Origin of the sequence: Oceanicaulis sp. (genome assembly GCF_965284345.1) — a bacterium.
Classification (GTDB): domain Bacteria; phylum Pseudomonadota; class Alphaproteobacteria; order Caulobacterales; family Maricaulaceae; genus Oceanicaulis; species Oceanicaulis alexandrii_A.
On sequence record NZ_OZ260073.1, the window covers coordinates 2,507,904 to 2,525,320 of the forward strand.

Here is a 17,417-nt window from a genome sequence, read left to right on the forward strand (position 1 = left end):
TGAAAAACGCTGCAGATTCCTCACCTCACGGACCTCTGTTTTGGGAGCCCGGCTCATGTCTTCTCGTCCTCGCGCCGCAATCATCCTCGCCGCCGGTCATGGCAAGCGTATGAAATCGGCCATGGCCAAGCCGCTCCACGCCGTTGCGGGCCGCTCCATGCTCGACTGGTCGCTGGCGCTGGCGGATGCGGTGAAGGCGGATCGCAAGGTCGTGGTCTGGGGCGCGCACGCGCCTGACGTCAAAGCGCAAGCCGAGGCGGCGGGCGCAGAGACCGCTTTGCAGGACCCGCCTCAGGGCACAGGTCATGCCGTGCAGCAGGCGCAAGACGCCCTGTCCGGCTTTGAGGGCGATGTGATCGTGCTGTACGCCGATACGCCGCTGATCCAGCCTGAAACCGTCGAGCGCGTGTTTGAGGCGCTCGATGCGGGCGCGTCGGTGTCCGTTCTGGGGTTCGAGCCCGATGCGCCGGGCGGCTATGGCCGTCTGATCGAGAACGCCGCAGGCGGGCTCGACGCGATCGTCGAGGCTAAGGACGCCAGCGCGGACGAGCTGAAGGTGCGCCTGTGCAATTCCGGCGTACTGGCCATGCCCTCAAAGCTGATGTTCGAGTTGTTGGGCGAGGTGACGAACGAGAACGCCAGCGGCGAATATTACCTCACCGATCTTGTGGGCTTGGCACGCGGCCGAGGCCTGCCTGCGAAGGCTGTAAAGGCGGATGCGGATGAAGTGCTGGGCGTGAACTCGCGCGTGGATCTCGCCGACGCTGAAGCCGCGTTTCAGACGCGCGCCCGGCAGAACGCGATGGTGGAGGGCGTAACCCTGATCGCGCCCGAGACCGTCTTCTTCAGCCATGACACGATGATCGAGAACGATGTGGTGATCGAACCCCATGTGGTGTTCGGGCCGGGCGTCGTTGTGAAATCCGGCGCCCGCATTCGCGCCTATTCCCATCTGGAAGGCGCTGAAGTGCAGGGCGGCTGCGAAGTCGGTCCCTATGCCCGCCTGCGCCCAGGGGCCGTGCTGAAAACCGGCGCCAAGGTCGGCAATTTCGTCGAAGTGAAAAAAGCGGTGCTGGGGGAGGGCGCAAAAGCGAACCACCTCTCCTATATCGGGGATGCGACGGTCGGTGCGAAGGCCAATATCGGCGCAGGCACGATCACTTGTAATTATGACGGCTTCCTCAAGCATCAGACGGTGATCGGGGCGGGCGCCTTTATCGGGTCCAACTCGTCTCTGGTGGCGCCGGTCACCATCGGCGAGGGCGCGATGACCGGCTCGGGCAGCGTGATCACCGATAGCGTGCCCGATGATGCGCTGGCGGTGTCGCGCGCCAAGCAGATGAACAAAGAGGGCTGGGCGGCGCGCTTCAGACGCGCGATGTCGGCCAAAAAAGACAAGATCAAGAAGGGATAGCCATGACCGAGCTTCTAGACCGCCTCAAGGACAAGGCTCTGTTCAAGACCCAGTCCTTCATCAATGGCGCCTGGGTCGAGGGCAAGCCCTGGATCGAGGTGACCAGCCCGTCAAACCGGGCCGTGCTGGCGCAGATGAGCGATGTGGGCGCCAAGGGCGCGGAAGACGCGATCGACGCCGCCGCCGAAGCGTTCAAGACCTGGAAGACCACTTCGGTGTTCGAGCGGGCGGCGCTGGTGAAGAAATGGCACGACCTGATCATCGAGCACGCTGACGATCTGGGACATCTGATCACGGCGGAAATGGGCAAGCCTTTCCCCGAAGCGCGCGGCGAAGTGGTCTATGGCGCAGGCTTTGTGGACTGGTCGGCTGAAGAGGCCAAGCGGTCGCATGGCGAGACCATCCAGACCCCGTTCCCCGGTTCGCGCGGCTGGACGATCCATCAGCCCATCGGCGTCGTGGCCTGCATCACGCCGTGGAATTTCCCCTCCGCCATGATCACCCGCAAATGCGCCCCGGCGCTGGCGGCGGGCTGTACCGTGGTGGTGAAACCCGCGCCGGAAACGCCGCTGTCTGCGCTGGCGCTGGCGGAGCTCGCCAAACGCGCAGGGATTCCGGACGGCGTCTTTAACGTGATCACCGGCGACGCCCCGGCCATCGGCGATGTGTTCACCCAGTCCGACACGGTGCGCATGGTCGGCTTCACCGGCTCCACCCCGGTGGGCAAGCTGCTGATGAAGCAAGCGTCCAGCACCGTGAAGCGTGTGGCGCTGGAGCTGGGGGGGAACGCGCCCTTCCTGATCATGGATGATGCGGACATTGAGAAAGCGGCGGACGGCGTGATCGCGTCGAAATTCCGCGCGTCGGGTCAGACCTGCGTGTCCGCCAACCGGATCATTGCTCACGCCCCCATTGCAGACAAGCTGATCGCGGCGCTGAAAACCCGCATTGAAGCCATCAAGGTGGGCGATGGCCTGACCGAAGGCGTCACGGTCGGCCCGCTGATCCATGATGAAGCGGTGGCCCGCGTCGACAAGCTGGTCGAGAACGCACGCGAACGCGGCGCGGTCATCCATACCGGCGGCAAGTCGCTGGCGGAGGAGCTGGGCGGATCGTTCTACGCCCCGACGTTGATCGAGGGCGGCACGGATTTCGAGCTGGAGCTGGCGTGTTTTGAAATCTTCGGCCCGGTCTGCGCGGTGTATCGCGTCGAGACCGAGGACGAGATGATCGAGCTGGCCAACTCAACGCCCTTTGGCTTGGCCGCTTATCTCTACACCCGCGATGTGGGCCGGGTGCACCGCATCTCCGAAGCGCTGGACTTTGGCATGATCGGCGTCAACGCGCCCATGGTGGGCTCGCCCGCAACGCCGTTCGGCGGGGTCAAGGAATCCGGCATTGGCCGCGAGGGCGGCAAATGGGGCGTTGAAGAGTTCACCGAGCTGAAATTCGTGCTGCTGTCAGGAGTGGATCAATGAGCGCGGTCGAAGACAAGACACGGGCCGCCGAAGCGGCGCTGGAATTCATCGAAGACGGCATGACGCTGGGGCTCGGCTCCGGCTCGACCGCAGACATTTTTGTGCGCCTTCTGGGCGCGGCGCTGGAAAGCGGTTCGCTGAACAATGTCAAAGGCGTGCCCACGTCTGAAAACACCGCTCGGGTCGCTCGCGAAGCCGGCGTGCCTTTGATCGAGGTGGATCAGGCCGATAAGATTGATGTCACAGTGGACGGCGCCGACGAGGTGGATGGCCGCTTCCGGCTGATCAAGGGCGGCGGCGGCTGCCTGCTGCGTGAAAAGATCATCGCCCACGCTTCGGACCTGATGGTGGTCGTTGTGGATGAAACCAAGCTGGTGGAGTCTCTGGGCGCCTACGCCCTGCCGGTGGAGGTGGATCCGTTCGGCTTCACCATCACCGCCAAGAAAGTCTATGACGCGCTGACGGCGGCGGGCGTGGTGCGCCCGGACGTGAAGCTGCGGTGCCGGGGCGATGGCAATGACCCGTTCGTCACCGATGGCGGCCATTACATTCTCGATTGCGCCTGCAAGGCGCTGGCGGACCCCGAACAGGTCGCCGCGCGCCTGAACGCCATTCCCGGCGTGGTCGAGCACGGCTTGTTCATCAATCTCGCTCGCGCCGTCATCGTCGGTGAGGATGACGGCGCACGGGTGCTGGAGCTTTAAGGCGTCACCCCTCCCAATGCGTGACGCGCGGGGCTTTGCGAGGGCGCTCGACGGCCTCGACCTGGGGCGTGCCCACATAGATGAAGCCCGCCACGCGCTCGCCGGGTTGCAGGCCGAGCGCGGCCTTCATCGGCTTGTCATAGGCGTACCATTCGCTCAGCCATTGCGCGCCGAAGCCCATGGCGCCCGCCGCGATGAGCAGGTTCTGACATACCGCGCCGGCGGACAGGATCTGCTCCCATTCAGGAATCTTGTGAGTCTCGTCGGTGTCTGACACCACGGCGATGACCAGCGGGGCGCGTTCAAAGCGCATGCGCTCCAGCTCCAGTCTTTCGGCAGGCGCATCGGGTTCGATCTCGCGAAAGCGCGCTTCGAGTTTTTGACTGAATATGGTTCGCGCTTCGCCTTCAAATACGATGAAGCGCCAGGGAAAAAGCTTGCCGTGATCCGGCGTGCGCGCACCGATCCGGATCAGTGTCTCGATCTGCTCTGCGCTGGGGCCGGGCTCGCCCATATCCTTGGCCAGGGTCGAGCGTCGTCGCGCCAGACGGGTGAGCATCTCTGCGTTCAGAGCGGGGGCCGACAGGCTGTCGCCAGGATTGGGGAAGTCGGGGGAGGGGAAAGACGCCATGATCTGCCTTCGGATCGTAAGGGGTTTTTGACCGTATACGTGAAACGCCGCTATACGTTGTTACCTAGCACGTCCGGATCAAGTCGGCGCCTGCCCGATGCAGGCTTGGACCGGTCGGGCGAACGATGAAAGTTGGGGATTTGACAATCAACGCCGTTAGTGAAGACGCGCTCAGCCCGGCGGAACGCCGCCGTCGCAAAGTGCGCGATGCGATCATCCATGCCGCCGAAACGATCTTTACCGAAGAGGGAGAGGCGGGGCTGTCCATGCGCCGCATAGCGGAGCGCATCGATTACTCGCCTGCGGCGCTCTACAAGTATTTCGATTCCAAGGAAGCCCTGTTTCGCGAGATCCGCGAAAGCTTCTTCGAGCGTCTGCATGACCGGATGAAAGCGGTGAGCGAAGTGGTGGATGACGGCCCCATGCTGGGGACCGCCTGCATCCGCGCCTATGTGGAGACGGGGCTCGAACAGCCTGGTCATTACAAGCTGGCCTTCTCGTCCTTCCCCGATATCGACGATCACCCCGAAGAAACATTCGCCTATGCGGCGGCGGAATTTCTCGATCAGATGATCAAGCAGGGCATGGAGCAGGGCTGGTTCCGAGCAGTGGACCTGAAGCTGGCGGCGAAATCGGTCTGGGCGTCAGCCCATGGTCTGACCCAGCTTGCGGTGGCGATCCCGCAGTTTCCGTGCTCATTGCCCGTCTTCAGTGATGAAGAGCGTGCGCCTGACGAGCTGACGGAAGAGTATGTACGCGCCGAGCTGGACCGTTTGATCCGTTTCCACGGCGAAATGATCTTACGCGGCCTTGGAACGACCCGGCTTGTGGACCGTCTCGACGCCGGGGAGCGCTTTTAGGAAAAAAGTTTATGAAAAAACCGTGATGGTGAACATCGTTTGCTTTTCAAACGTTGTTCGGCGACCTATATGCCTCGGAGCATAATACAGGAAGAACGGTGATGACGCGCGTGAAATCGAGTTCGGGCAGGCATTTCGCGCTAACCGTCGCCGCCATAGCGGTGTTTGTTGTTGTCGCCGTGATCGGCGTCAGCGCTTTGCGCGGCGCCGGCGCCAGTTCTGATGGGGACGGGCGGCAGATTGAAACAATTCCTGTCGCCGCCACGCCGGTTCGGTATGAAGACCAGACCCGGATCCAGGCGTATTTTCCCGGCCTGATCACCGCGCGACGTCAAAGCGCGCTGGGCTTTCCCGCCGGCGGGCAGATCGCTGAAATTCAAGTGGATGTGGGTGATCGCGTCGAGATGGGACAGCCCCTGGCGCGGCTTGATACACGCGCCTTAAACGCTCAGCTGCAGGCGGCCCGTGCAGACATCCGTGTGGCTCAGGCGCAATCTGACCTGGCTGACGTGACGCTGAATCGCCAGCAAAGCCTGGTCGAGCGAGGCCATGTGTCCGGCCAGTCTCTGGATGAAGCGCAAGCCTCATACGACGCGGCTGTGGCGCGCATCCAGTCCGCCCAGGCGGTTCGCGATACCCTGGATGTTCAAATTGAGCTGGCGACTCTGAGTGCGCCATTCGCTGGCGTCATTACGGACCGCAGCTTTGATGAAGGCGCTTCAGTTGGCGCAGGCGCTCCAGTCCTGACCCTCGTAGAGAGCGCTGCACTGGAGCTGCGCGTCGGTTTGCCGTCTGACGATGCGAGCCGACTGAGCGTGGGCGAGGTCTATGACGTTGAACTCAATTCAGGTGAGCGCCTGTCTGTCACCTTGCGCGCCATCACCCAGGTGATCGAGACGCGAGAGCGCACGGTCAGCGCGGTTTTTGACGTGCCGGCCAGCGCACCCGTCTCAAGCGGAAGCGTCGCGCGCCTTGTGCTGGACCATACGCTGTCCGAGCGGGGGTTCTGGGCGTCCGCAGGGGCGCTGAGTGAAGGCCGCCGCGGGATGTGGTCCATTTATGCGCTCGCGCCTTCGGGCGACTATTTCGTCCTCGAGCCGCTGCCGGTGGAAATCCTCCATTCAGAGGGAGACCGGGTCTATCTGCGCGGGGCGGTCGAAGACGGCCAGCACGTGCTGACCGCGGGCGTACACCGGGTTGCGCCGGGCCAGCCTGTTCGGCCGGTTAGCGAGGGTTGAGCATATGGCCACCTTGTTCTTTCGCTTGCCGCGGCTGACCCTGCTAGCGCTTTTCCTCATCCTCGCGGCAGGTCTCGCTGCGCTGGGGGTGATGGGGCGCCAGGAAGACCCGTCGCTGACCGAACGCTTCGGCGTCGTGGTCGCAAGCTTTCCAGGCGCAGACGCTGAGCGCATGGAAGCGCTGATCGTCGAACCCATCGAGGCCGCTCTGATGGAGCTGGTGGAACTCGATGAAGTGGATTCCACCATCCGCTCCAATATCGCCCTGATCGGCGTGGATGTGCGCGAAGACCTCAGCCCCGCCATGGTGGAGCAGGCCTGGACGAAAGTGCGTGACCAGGTCTCCGCCGTTGAAGCCAGCCTGCCGGACGGTGTCCTGCCCCTTCGTGTGGAACGCCAGTATATGGGCGCCGCGACGCTGGTGGTGTCCTTGAGCTGGCCCGAAGGCTCGGAAGCCGGGCTCGGTGTCTTGTCGCGCCTGGCGGAGGATCTGGCGGACCGCATTCGCAGCGTGCCCGGCACCGATGAAACCGATATTTTTGGCGCTCCCGAAGAAGAAGTGCGCGTCACGCTGGATCCTGAAGCGGCGGCGGCGCTGGGCGTCACCGCCGCTGATATCGCCGGCGTTTTGGCGCGATCGGATTCAAAAGCGCCGGCAGGCCGCATGGCGGGACCGGCGCTGGATGTGAATGTGGATGTGGCGGGCGCGTTCGAGACGCTCGACCGGGTGCGAGACGTGCCTGTGGCTCAAGGCGCGCAAGGCTTTTTGCGCCTGTCCGACATCGCCAATGTGGAACGCACGCTGCGCACCCCCAACGCCAGTGAAAGCTATTTCAACGGACGTCGGACCATCCTCGTCGCCGGCTATCTGGAGCCCGAGCTTCAGGTCGATGCCTGGGATGCGCGTGCGCAGGCGGTCGTGGCCGAGTTCGCCGCCGCCAATCCCGGCGTTGAAGTCGAGATCTTGATGGCTCAGTCCGAATACGTGGTGGACCGGCTGTCCGGGCTGGCGCGTAATCTGGGCTTCTCGGCTTTGATCGTGTTCGTCGTCTTGTTCTTCATGATGGGCTGGCGCAGCGCCTTTATTGTCGGATCAGCCCTGCCGCTCACCGTGCTTCTGGTGATGGTGCTGATCAATTTCTACGGCGAGCCGCTGCACCAGATGTCGGTGACAGGGCTGGTCGTTGCGCTGGGGCTGTTGATCGATAACGCCATCGTGGTGGTGGATGATTATCGCCTGCTCCGCGCGCGGGGGCTGGAGCGGCTGGAGGCGGTGGACAAGGCGGTCAAGACGCTGTTCGGGCCGCTTCTGGCGTCAACGCTCACGACGATTTTCGCGTTCGGCCCCATCGCGCTGATGCCAGGAACGGCGGGCGAGTTCATCTCCATGATCGGCATTTCGGTGATTTTCGCCGTCGCCGCCAGCTTCGTGCTGGCCTTCACGGTGATTCTGGCCATGGCCGCCTGGTTTGATGATGGACGCGCCGGCGAAGAGAACGCGCCGTTCTGGCGCGACGGTCTGCGCGCCCGCCCATTGTCAAAAGTGTATCGCGGCGTTCTGGATGCGGTGATCGCACAGCCTTGGCTTGGCGTGGCGTTGGGGCTGGTCTTTCCCATTGCCGGGTACGTCGCCGCCAGCACGTTGCCGGGGCAGTTCTTTCCGCCGACCGAGCGCGACATGTTTCAGGTGCGCCTGACGCTGCCGCCGGCAAGCTCCATGGACATCACCCGCGACCGTGTGATGGAGGCGACAGATCTCATCCTGTCGTATGACGGGGTGGAGGATGTGGTCTGGGTGCTCGGCGAAGCCAGCCCCCGTGTTTACTACAACATGTTCGGATCCGAAGAGGGGCGGCCCAATTTCGCCCAGGGTTTCGTGCGCGCGACAGACGCCCGGACCTCGCGCCGCGTGGTGCAAACGCTTCAGGCTCAGGTGCGCGAGCAGTTTCCCAATGATCAGTTCCTCGCCTTGCCGTTTGAGCAAGGCCCTCCTGCGCCGGCGCCGATCGTCATTGGCGTTGTCGGTCCGGACCTGGCGGTGCTCGATCAGCTGGGCGATGACATCCGCCGTATCCTGGGCTCGACGCCAGGCGTGACGTACACCCAGGCGGAGCTGGCGCTGGGCGAGCCCATTGTGCGCCTGAATGTCGATGAAGCCGCCGCCAGCCTGTTCGGCGTTCGGCTGGGGGATCTGGCGGACCGCGTCCGGGCCGATATTGACGGCGTGGTTGGAGGATCGGTGCTGGAGGGCGTGGAAGAATTGCCCGTTCGGGTCATCGCTCCGCGAGATCGGCGCGCCTCAGCATCTTTCATCTCCGCTGTGCCGGTGCCGACCGAAGACGGGTCCGGCCGAGCCACCCCGGTGGGCGCGTTTGGCGATGTGTCTCTTGAGCCTGAGACCTCTGTGATCACGCGCACAGATGGCGAGCGCGTCAATGAGATCTACGGCTATCTATCTCCGTATGTCCTGCCCGCGTCCACGCTTGCGGACTTCCAGGAGCGCTATGAGGCGCAAGGCCAGCCCTTGCCGCCGGGATACCGACTTGTTGTGGGCGGTGAAGCGGAAAACCAGGGCGAGGCGATGGCCAATCTGATGTCCACCGCCATTCCCTTGCTGATCTTGATGGTCGCTGCGGTGGTGCTGGCGTTTAACTCCTTCCGCTATGCGGGGGTGATCTTCTGCGTTGGTTTCCTGTCTGTGGGGCTGGCCATGTTCGGCGTCTGGATGTTCGGCACGCCGCTAGGCTTTAACGCCATTGTCGGGTCGTTGGGGTTGGTCGGGCTGGCCATCAACGGCTCCATCGTGGTGCTCTCGGCGCTGAAGGCCAACGCCAAGGCTCGCCAAGGAGACGCTGACGCCGTACGGGAAACCGTCGTGGACGCCACCCGGCACATCATCGCCACGACGTTGACTACGATCGGCGGTTTCGCGCCCTTGTTGATCCAGGGTGACGCATTCTGGCTGCCGTTCGCGGCGGCTGTTGCGGGCGGGGTGGCCGGGTCCGCGCTGCTGGCGTTGATCTTCGCGCCAGCGGCGTTCGTGCTGCTGTCCCGGTTTGAAACCCATGCCGAACCCAACACCGAGATACGGTTAGAGCCCGCGTCATGACGCAGCGTAAACGCGGCCCCTGGACGATCCTCAAGGAACGTCTGGGTTATGAGAATCCCTGGATGCAAGTGCGAGAGTTTGACGTGCTGCGCCCTGATGGCGCGCCAGGGCTTTATGGCGTGGTTGAGCCAAAGAACGCCGCTATCGGCGTGCTGCCTGTCTTTGAGAATGGCGACACGGTGTTGGTGGGCCAATACCGCTTTGCGTTGGACGCCTATTCGTGGGAATTGCCCGAAGGGGGCGGAGCGGTGGGCGCTGATTCGCTCGACGCGGCCAAGCGGGAGCTGGCGGAAGAAACCGGGCTCAGCGCCTCTCACTGGTGCGAACTGATTGAGTTTGATGTGTCAAATTCGATCACCAATGAGCGCGCTCATAGCTATATCGCCTGGGGGCTTGAAGCCGGCGCGCCGGCCCGCGAAGGCAGTGAAGCGGACATGCAGATGCGGCGTCTGCCCTTGCGCGAGGCGCTGTCCATGGCCACTTCAGGCTCTATTCGGGACGGGTTCACCCTGATCATGCTGATGACTGCCGTTGAAAAAGCCCGTCTTGGCGCTCTTGACCCTGACCTTTCCCGGTCCATCCTGTCCGGGCTTGAGAAAGCCTGAGACGCCAGCCTCGCGACCCTCACAGGAGCCGCCCATGACCATCGCGCAAACCCAGACTTTCGCGGAGACGCCGCTTGCGGGCTCTGTCTGGAACCGGCTGCGTCTGGAAGCGGCTTCGGCTGCGGCGGAAGAGCCGATGCTGGCGAGTTTTCTGAACGCGGCGATCCTGCGCCATGACGGGCTGACCGAAGCGCTGGCGCACCGGGTTGCGGCCAAGATGAGCGATTCCCAGCTCGACGCCTTGCAGGTCCATGATGTGGCGAAAGCCGCCCTGGAAGCCGAGCAGGACCTGGTCGAGCAGGCCGCCGCCGACATGCTGGCCGTGGATGAGCGCGATCCGGCGTGCCGCTCGCTCTTGCAGCCCTTCTTGTATTTCAAGGGTTTTCATTCGCTGCTGTGCTACCGCATCGCGCACCGTCTCTGGCGGGAAGGACGCGATACGCTGGCGTTTCACATGCAAAGCCGGATGTCGGAACGCTTTGGCGTCGATGTTCACCCTGCCGCTCAACTGGGCCGCGGCATCATGATCGACCACGCCACGTCCGTGGTGATCGGCGAGACGGCTGTGGTGGGCGACAATGTCTCCATCCTGCACGAAGTCACCTTGGGCGGCACGGGCGCCGACAGCGGCGACCGTCACCCCAAGATCGGCAATGGCGTCCTGATCGGCGCCGGCGCCAAGGTGCTGGGCAATATCGCTGTGGGCGCGGAAGCGCGGATTGCAGCCGGATCGGTCGTCTTGTCAGATGTGCCGTCGCGCTGCACCGTGGCGGGCGTCCCCGCCAAGCCTGTGGGCGGACGGTGCGCAGAGCCCTCGCGCACCATGGACCAGACCTTCCCCGCGAACGGCGACGACAGCTAGCTCTGCGCCCTTTGTGTTGCCCTGAGCGGGGAGAACGCTAGGGTGCGCCAGACTCATCGATCCATCACAAAGAGGTAGTGCCGTGTCCGCGCCCGTTTTTACCGCTGCTGAAGCGAAAAAAGTCGAAACCTTTCTGCGCAGCAAGCTGAACCCCAAACTGGCGGTCCGCCTGCGCCAGCGCGCGGACGAATGCGCGGAAATCTACATCGAATCCGAATTGCTCGGCGTGGTGTCCAAGAACGTGGAAGAGGGCGAAACCTCTTACTCGTTCGAGATCGTCATCCTCGACATCGATCTTGAAGGCATCTGATCAGTCGCTCTGACTGGCGATACAATCTCCTGTGATCCTGAGCGTCGACCAGCTTGAAAAGACCTATCGCGGCGGTGTCAAAGCCGTCCGCGATGTCAGCTTCGATGTGGATGCGGGAGAGCTGGTGGCCCTGGTCGGCGAATCCGGCTGCGGCAAGACCACGACGCTCAAATGCATCAACCGCCTGCTGGAGCCGAGCGCCGGTCGGGTCTTTGTTGAAGACGAGGATGCAGCCGGGCTTGATCCTGTGGCGCTGCGGCGCCGGATTGGCTGGGTGATGCAGGGCGACGGCCTGTTTCCCCATATGAGCGTGGGCGACAATGTCGCCGTCACGCTCAGACTTCTCGACTGGGCGCCGAAGGAAGTCACTGACAGGGTCGACGCGCTGCTGGAGCTGGTGCGTCTTGATCCGGCGCAATTCCGAGACAGGCGTCCCGGCACCCTATCAGGCGGTCAACGCCAGCGTGTCGGCGTGGCCCGCGCACTGGCGGCGGGCTCCAATCTCCTCTTGATGGACGAACCGTTCGGCGCTTTGGACCCCATTACGCGCGACGCCTTGCGCCGTGACTTCGTCGCTTTGCAGCGGCGGATGGGGTTTGCAGCGGTGATGGTGACCCATGACATGGCCGAAGCGCTATTGATGGCGGACCGGATCGCCGTCATGCATGCGGGCGAGATCGTCCAGTATGATACGCCCAAGGTGCTGCTGAACGCGCCCGGCCACGCCATCGTCAGAACCATGCTGGAAAACCCGCTTCATGAAGCAGACGCCGTGCAGGCCTTAAAGGCCGAGGCGGGACGCGACGATGTTTGAGGCTCTGCCCAACCTGATTGAAAATCTGCCCGCCTATCTGGGCGGCCATATGCGCCTGTCGGTCGCTGCGATCCTGACGGCGCTTTTCGTGTCCTTGCCGCTCGGGATCGTCGCAGCGCGCAATCCCGCCATCGCCCGGCCGGCGCTGGGCGTGGCGAGCGTGCTTCAAACCATTCCCGCGCTCGCCTTGCTGGCGCTGATGGTGCCGGTGCTGGGCGGGATGATCGGGTTCCTGCCCGCTTTCATCGCACTGACGCTCTATGGCGTGCTGCCCATCCTGAGAAACACCATTGTCGGGCTTCAGGGCGTGGACGTGACCGTGCGCGAGGCGGCGCGGGGCGTGGGGATGTCGCCTGTGCAAAGCCTGATGCAGGTGGAGCTGCCGCTGGCGGCGCCCGCCATCATCGCCGGGATTCGCACCGCCACGGTCTGGGTTGTGGGCGCGGCGACGCTGGCGACGCCTGTCGGGGCGACCAGCCTGGGCAATTACATCTTTTCTGGCCTTCAGACGCGCACCTGGGCGGCGGTCATCTTCGGCTGCTTGTGCTCGGCCGGACTGGCCTTGCTGCTGGACCAGCTGATCGCGGCCATCGAACGCGCGCTGAAATCGGGTGAGCGGCGCGGTGCGATTGGAGCGGCGCTCGCCACGGTTCTCGCGCCGGTGCTGGTCCTCGGCGTGGCCAACATCATCAATAGCTCAGCCAGTGATAGCCTTGGCGCTGAGATGGCGCGCGCTGAAAGCGGGCTCAGTGACGCGCCAGTCGTGGTGGGCGCGAAAAGCTTCACCGAGCAATATATCCTCGCAGACGTCATCGAATCCCGGCTGCGCGCGGCGGGCGCCCAGACAGACCGTCGTGACAATCTGGGCTCCACAGTGGTCTTTGACGCGCTGCGCTCGGGCGAGATCGACGTCTATGTAGATTACACCGGCACGCTGTGGGCCAACGCCATGGGCGAGGATGCGCCCATTGGCCGGCATCTGATGAACGCGGCGGTGTCGAGCTGGCTTTTCGAGACTGCCGGCGTCGTCTCGCTGGGGCGGCTCGGATTTGAAAACGCCTATGGATTCGCGGTCACCCGCGCATTCGCGGATGCGAATGAAATTGAAACAATTTCAGAACTGTCCCGCTTGTCATCGCTGTCGGTCGGGGCGGATCCTGAGTTCTTTGCGCGCCCGGAATGGGAGCGCACGCGCAGTCTTTACGGGCTGGACGGCGTCGAGCAGCGCAGCATGGATTCCACCTTCATGTATGACGCGGTTCAAAACGGAGCGGTCGACGTGATCACGGCCTATACCTCTGATGGACGCGTGCTGGCGTATGACCTGGTGGTGCTTGAAGATCCGCTTGGCGCGTTGCCGCCCTATGACGCGGTGATCCTGCTGTCCGCCGAGGCCGCGCAGCGTCCCGCAATCGCCCGCGCACTGGCGCCGCTGCTGGGCGCGATTGATGCGGATCTGATGCGACAGGCCAATGCGGTCGTGGAAGTCGAACGTCGGCCCGTGAGTGAAGCCGCCCAGCTGATTCTGGACGCAACACAGCCCTGAAACGTGAAACGGCCCCGCGCGGGAGCGCGAGGCCGTTCACTTGGGTCCGGGTTTGACCTTAAAGAACGGTCAGCATGCTGGCGACCAGCGGGTGACGGACGATGTCTTCCTGCTGGAGCCGGATGATGCCGATATTATCCACCTCTTCGAGCTTGTCGGCGATGGTGGCCAGCCCTGACATTTCGGGCAACAAGTCTGTCTGGGCCGGGTCGCCGGTGACCACCATGGTGGAGTTCCACCCCAGACGCGTCAGCAGCATTTTGAGCTGGGCGTAGGTGCAGTTCTGCGCCTCATCGACAACCACGAAGGCGTTGTTGAGCGTGCGGCCGCGCATATAGCCGATCGGGGCGATCTCGATCAGACCTTCCGCCATTAGCGCTTTCAGGCGTTTGGGGCTCAGACGGTCGGCCAGCGCGTCATAGAGCGGGCGCAGATAGGGGGCGAGTTTCTCTTCCATGGCGCCGGGCAGGAAGCCGATGGATTCGCCCGCTTCCACAGCCGGACGCGACAGGACAATGCGGCCCACTTCGCCGTTTTCCAGCGCTTCCACGCCCTTGGCGACGGCGAGATAGGTCTTGCCCGTCCCGGCGGGGCCCAAAGCCATCACCAGATTGTGGGAATCAATGGACTCCATGAGCTCGGCCTGATTCTTCGAGCGCGGTTTGACGTTCTTGGTATAGCTCTGGTCGCGCATCGGCTCCTTGTCGTCCGGGGACCAGCTGGTTCCGGGGAAGAGCGAGCGAACTTTCTCTTCCTCATAGGCGTCAGCATTGAATTGTCCGGCTTGGCGGCGTTTGGTGGCTCGTCTGCCCATGTCAGGCCCTCCAGAAGACAAGAAAAAACCCCTCACGCGGCAGCGGAGGGGTCATCAAAGCGGTGGAGATGGAGGCTGAGGACTCAGACGATTCCGACGCGCAGGGCGGCGGGGTCATCTGAGCTTGCGGTGGCGCGTACGCCATGGCGACCTCCTTCACACATCCGGCGCCTTGCGGCGCGTGCGAAGCGAATCGAAACCTTGATCTCGAATCGCAAGCACAGTGTGATGTTGGACGCCTAACGAAGTATGAGTCCATAGGTCTCATGACCGACATAAATATGTTTTCAGACCGCAATATATTGCGGCGCAACACCTGGGGAGGCCCTATATGGCCCTGTACAGCCTGGACGATGTGAGCCCGGAAATCAGCGATGACGGCGCCTGGGTCGCGCCCGATGCGGCTTTGATCGGCCGTGTAAAACTGATGCCCCGCGCGTCAGTCTGGTTCGGCGCCGTGCTGCGCGGCGACAATGAGCTGATCACCATCGGCGAAGAGTCCAATGTGCAGGATGGTTCGGTCATGCACACCGATATGGGCTTCCCGCTCACCTTGGGCAAAGGCGTCACCGTGGGCCATAAGGCCATGCTGCATGGCTGTACCGTGGGCGATTACTCGCTGATCGGCATCGGCGCGACGATTCTCAACGGCGCCAAGATTGGCAAGAACTGCATTATTGGCGCACACGCCCTGATCACCGAAGGCAAGGAAATCCCGGACGGCTCGGTCGTGATGGGCGCGCCGGGCAAGGTGGTGAAAGAGATTGGGGAAGGGGTAGCCGAAATGCTCAAAGCCAGCGCAGACCATTACGCGGACAACGCGGCGCGCTACGCCAAAGGGCTGAAGCCGGTCGGCTAGAGCTGCGAATCAAAACGGCGCCGCAGGAGGTCCTGCAGCGCCGTTCTTGAGATGACCGGCTTGAACCCTAGCGCCGCCAGGTCAGGGACAGGCCGACAATATCTGCGACATTGTCATACTCGCCGACCACGCGATCCCCGGTGGACCCCACATGGTTGATCGGGGCGTCATCAAAGATCAGGTGTTGATACCCGGCGTCGAGCTGCAGGGCGTCCGTCAGCTGATAGGAGCCGCCGAGCGCGATGATGGTGCGGTCAGAATCAGGCACGCGCGTGGTGCGGTGCTCGTCTTCGGTCGGGCTTTCGTCATAGGCGAGACCCGCGCGCAGGGTCAGACGCGCATTATAGCGATACTCGCCGCCGAGGGCGTAACGCGCCACGCCGTCATAGCCCAGGGTTTCGCCCGCAGCAGGCTGGGCGGGGTTTTCAAATTCAACCACCAAACGCTCGAAATCCCAGAAGGTGTAGGCCACGGACGCGTTCACAGAGAGCTTGTCATTCACCTGGTGCGCCACGCTGACCGCCAGCTCCGCCGGCAGGTTCAGTTCAGCCGAGCCTGGCGTGTCGGTGAAGGCGGGCTGGAAGAGGGCGGCGTTCGCCGGTGCGCCGAAATCGGCCTCACCTTCCAGATTGTGATCTACTTTGGAGCGATAGGAGACGCCGATGCGCGTGGATTCGCTCAGCTCATAGAGCGCGCCGACATTCCAACCGAACGCCCAGTCATCGCCGGTGACCCGCAAATAGCCTTCCGGACGCCCCGGGAGAAAGCCGGCCGTCGTACATTGCGCCGCATTGAGCTGGCTCAGGCAGACGGCGGAAAAATCGATATGGTTGGCGAGGGTGGCTTCGGAGTATTGCGCGGAGACGCCAAATCCCAACGACAGACGGTCTGTGACCTGCACCCCGAGGGAGGGATTGATCTCGGCGACTTTCAGCGCGCTTTTGACGCTTTGAAAGCGTGTGACGGAGTCCTGATTGTACTCCGTGGCCAGACCAAAAGGCGCCATGACGCCCAGACCCAGCACAACCCGATCATTGAGGCGACGTGAGAGATAGAAATTCGGGATGACGGCGTCGTTGAACAGATCATTCTCTTCGGTGCCGCCCAGCGGACGGCCCAGCACATCCGCAGAACCGGCATTGGTGTAGTCGCCCTGACCGATGATCGCGTGAGCGCCGACCTGAATCTGCAAGCCGTCCAGCCGCGCCAGACCTGCCGGGTTTGACCAGATCGTGGACGGGGCGTCAGCCAACGCCGCATAGCCGGCGTCCGCCATGCCTAGATCCCGGACCGAATACTCAGACAGCTTGAAGCCCCCTGCGAGGGCCGGGGATGCGGCGGTGAGGGCGAGGCCGGCGGCCAGCCCCAGGCGTGTGACGAATTGGGGAGTGCGAAGCATGAATAATCCTGTGCGATGCATATCTGTGTGCGAGCTTCTCAGAGCTCTTTGCGACACAGATGTGCATTCGCAGCATTCATGACAACGTATGAAAACAGACCCGTGACAGCGATGTGATGTCCCAGGCGCTGCTTTGCAGCAATTGCAGCAATGAGGGGATTAGTCCCGGCGACCCCAGAGATCGCGGATGCGCTGATCGGCGTTACGGCCCAGGTTGAACCAAGCGCTGCGATCGCGTGACGCGTCCACCACAAGCAGTTTGTCATCGCGCGCCAACAGATGGCTCAGCTCATTGCGCAAATGGGCTGCGCTTGCGGCGCCGCGCAGCAACCAGACCCCAGGGGTGATGGCTTCCACATCCCCAAAGTCCTTCAGCGCAGCTTCGAATCCGCCGCGGCTGTCTGAATTGAGATCGGCGACAATGACGAAATTGGAGGTGCGCGCATCGCTGGGCGCGGGGCGTCGTTCGCCCGGCGCGCGCCGGGCTTCGTCCAGCCAGGCTTTGAGCTGCGGCACGTCGCGGGCATCGCGAAATTCGCCATCGCGTTGTTCTGAGACGGTGGAATGCGCGGCTACGCGGCCTTCGCCAACGAAGGCGCGCATTTGCGCTCCAGTGTAAGGCCCGTAAACACGGCCTTCCACTTTCACAAACCAGGACATGGCGATTCCGTCGTCGCGCGGCATCAATATTTCTCCCGGCCAAAAGGCCCTATTGCCTGAGGCGTCACCCTCTATCAGGCAAGAAACGGGCCGTTCCCCTCGGTATATGGTGTC

At 63.2% G+C, this 17,417-nt stretch carries 16 protein-coding genes; 12 read left to right on the plus strand and 4 right to left on the minus strand.

Annotated features, from left to right (window positions below; translation table 11 throughout):
* Positions 1-55 precede the first annotated feature (55 nt).
* From glmU to rpiA, 3 genes are read left to right on the plus strand one after another with little or no spacing between them, the layout of a single operon-like run.
* Positions 56-1,414, plus strand: coding sequence for a bifunctional UDP-N-acetylglucosamine diphosphorylase/glucosamine-1-phosphate N-acetyltransferase GlmU (glmU, locus tag ACQ66J_RS12170; RefSeq protein WP_430431838.1), 1,359 nt, complete (start codon positions 56-58; stop codon positions 1,412-1,414).
* 2 nt (positions 1,415-1,416) lie between these two features.
* Positions 1,417-2,892 carry an NAD-dependent succinate-semialdehyde dehydrogenase gene (locus tag ACQ66J_RS12175; protein WP_430431839.1) on the plus strand — a complete coding sequence of 492 codons (1,476 nt, stop codon included), beginning with the start codon at positions 1,417-1,419 and terminating at the stop codon, positions 2,890-2,892.
* Positions 2,889-3,596, plus strand: a complete 708-nt coding sequence (rpiA, locus tag ACQ66J_RS12180; protein WP_375549507.1) for a ribose-5-phosphate isomerase RpiA — start codon at positions 2,889-2,891, stop codon at positions 3,594-3,596. The genes ACQ66J_RS12175 and rpiA overlap by 4 nt, the downstream gene beginning before the upstream one ends.
* 4 nt (positions 3,597-3,600) lie before the next feature.
* Here the strand turns inward: rpiA and ACQ66J_RS12185 are convergent, their stop codons facing one another.
* Positions 3,601-4,227, minus strand: a complete 627-nt coding sequence (locus tag ACQ66J_RS12185) for a nitroreductase family protein (RefSeq protein ID WP_430431840.1) — start codon at positions 4,225-4,227, stop codon at positions 3,601-3,603.
* 140 nt (positions 4,228-4,367) lie between these two features.
* On the opposite strand from ACQ66J_RS12185, the gene ACQ66J_RS12190 reads away from it, so the two are divergent.
* From ACQ66J_RS12190 to ACQ66J_RS12225, 8 genes are all read left to right on the plus strand, one after another.
* Positions 4,368-5,087, plus strand: coding sequence for a TetR/AcrR family transcriptional regulator (locus ACQ66J_RS12190; RefSeq protein ID WP_430431841.1), 720 nt, complete (start codon positions 4,368-4,370; stop codon positions 5,085-5,087).
* A gap of 101 nt (positions 5,088-5,188) precedes the next feature.
* The gene (locus tag ACQ66J_RS12195) at positions 5,189-6,325 is read left to right on the plus strand and encodes an efflux RND transporter periplasmic adaptor subunit (protein WP_430431842.1); all 1,137 of its coding nucleotides are present in this window, start codon (positions 5,189-5,191) and stop codon (positions 6,323-6,325) included.
* 4 nt (positions 6,326-6,329) lie between these two features.
* Positions 6,330-9,434 (plus strand): efflux RND transporter permease subunit, encoded by a 3,105-nt coding sequence (locus ACQ66J_RS12200; RefSeq protein ID WP_430431843.1) that lies wholly within the window; start codon positions 6,330-6,332, stop codon positions 9,432-9,434.
* On the plus strand, positions 9,431-10,039 hold the full coding sequence (locus tag ACQ66J_RS12205; RefSeq protein ID WP_430431844.1) for an NUDIX domain-containing protein: 609 nt from the start codon (positions 9,431-9,433) through the stop codon (positions 10,037-10,039). Before ACQ66J_RS12200 ends, ACQ66J_RS12205 begins: the two co-directional genes overlap by 4 nt.
* A 34-nt stretch (positions 10,040-10,073) precedes the next feature.
* Positions 10,074-10,901, plus strand: a complete 828-nt coding sequence (gene cysE / locus ACQ66J_RS12210; protein WP_375549501.1) for a serine O-acetyltransferase — start codon at positions 10,074-10,076, stop codon at positions 10,899-10,901.
* A gap of 82 nt (positions 10,902-10,983) precedes the next feature.
* On the plus strand, positions 10,984-11,211 hold the full coding sequence (locus ACQ66J_RS12215) for a DUF3126 family protein (protein WP_022701878.1): 228 nt from the start codon (positions 10,984-10,986) through the stop codon (positions 11,209-11,211).
* A 31-nt stretch (positions 11,212-11,242) separates the two neighbouring features.
* Entirely contained in the window at positions 11,243-12,025 is a 783-nt protein-coding gene (locus tag ACQ66J_RS12220) for an ATP-binding cassette domain-containing protein (RefSeq protein ID WP_430431845.1), read from the plus strand.
* On the plus strand, positions 12,018-13,571 hold the full coding sequence (locus ACQ66J_RS12225; protein ID WP_430431846.1) for an ABC transporter permease/substrate-binding protein: 1,554 nt from the start codon (positions 12,018-12,020) through the stop codon (positions 13,569-13,571). The genes ACQ66J_RS12220 and ACQ66J_RS12225 overlap by 8 nt, the downstream gene beginning before the upstream one ends.
* Positions 13,572-13,629: 58 nt before the next feature.
* Here the strand turns inward: ACQ66J_RS12225 and ACQ66J_RS12230 are convergent, their stop codons facing one another.
* Positions 13,630-14,385 (minus strand): PhoH family protein, encoded by a 756-nt coding sequence (locus ACQ66J_RS12230; RefSeq protein WP_375549498.1) that lies wholly within the window; start codon positions 14,383-14,385, stop codon positions 13,630-13,632.
* 331 nt (positions 14,386-14,716) lie between these two features.
* Here ACQ66J_RS12230 and ACQ66J_RS12235 point away from each other — a divergent pair, with 331 nt between their 5' ends.
* Entirely contained in the window at positions 14,717-15,244 is a 528-nt protein-coding gene (locus tag ACQ66J_RS12235; protein ID WP_375549497.1) for a gamma carbonic anhydrase family protein, read from the plus strand.
* 67 nt (positions 15,245-15,311) lie between these two features.
* Here ACQ66J_RS12235 and ACQ66J_RS12240 read toward each other — a convergent pair whose 3' ends face one another.
* The gene (locus ACQ66J_RS12240) at positions 15,312-16,643 is read right to left on the minus strand and encodes an OmpP1/FadL family transporter (RefSeq protein WP_430431847.1); all 1,332 of its coding nucleotides are present in this window, start codon (positions 16,641-16,643) and stop codon (positions 15,312-15,314) included.
* 159 nt (positions 16,644-16,802) lie between these two features.
* Entirely contained in the window at positions 16,803-17,327 is a 525-nt protein-coding gene (locus ACQ66J_RS12245) for a DUF4339 domain-containing protein (protein WP_430431848.1), read from the minus strand.
* Between the last annotated feature and the right edge of the window lie 90 nt (positions 17,328-17,417).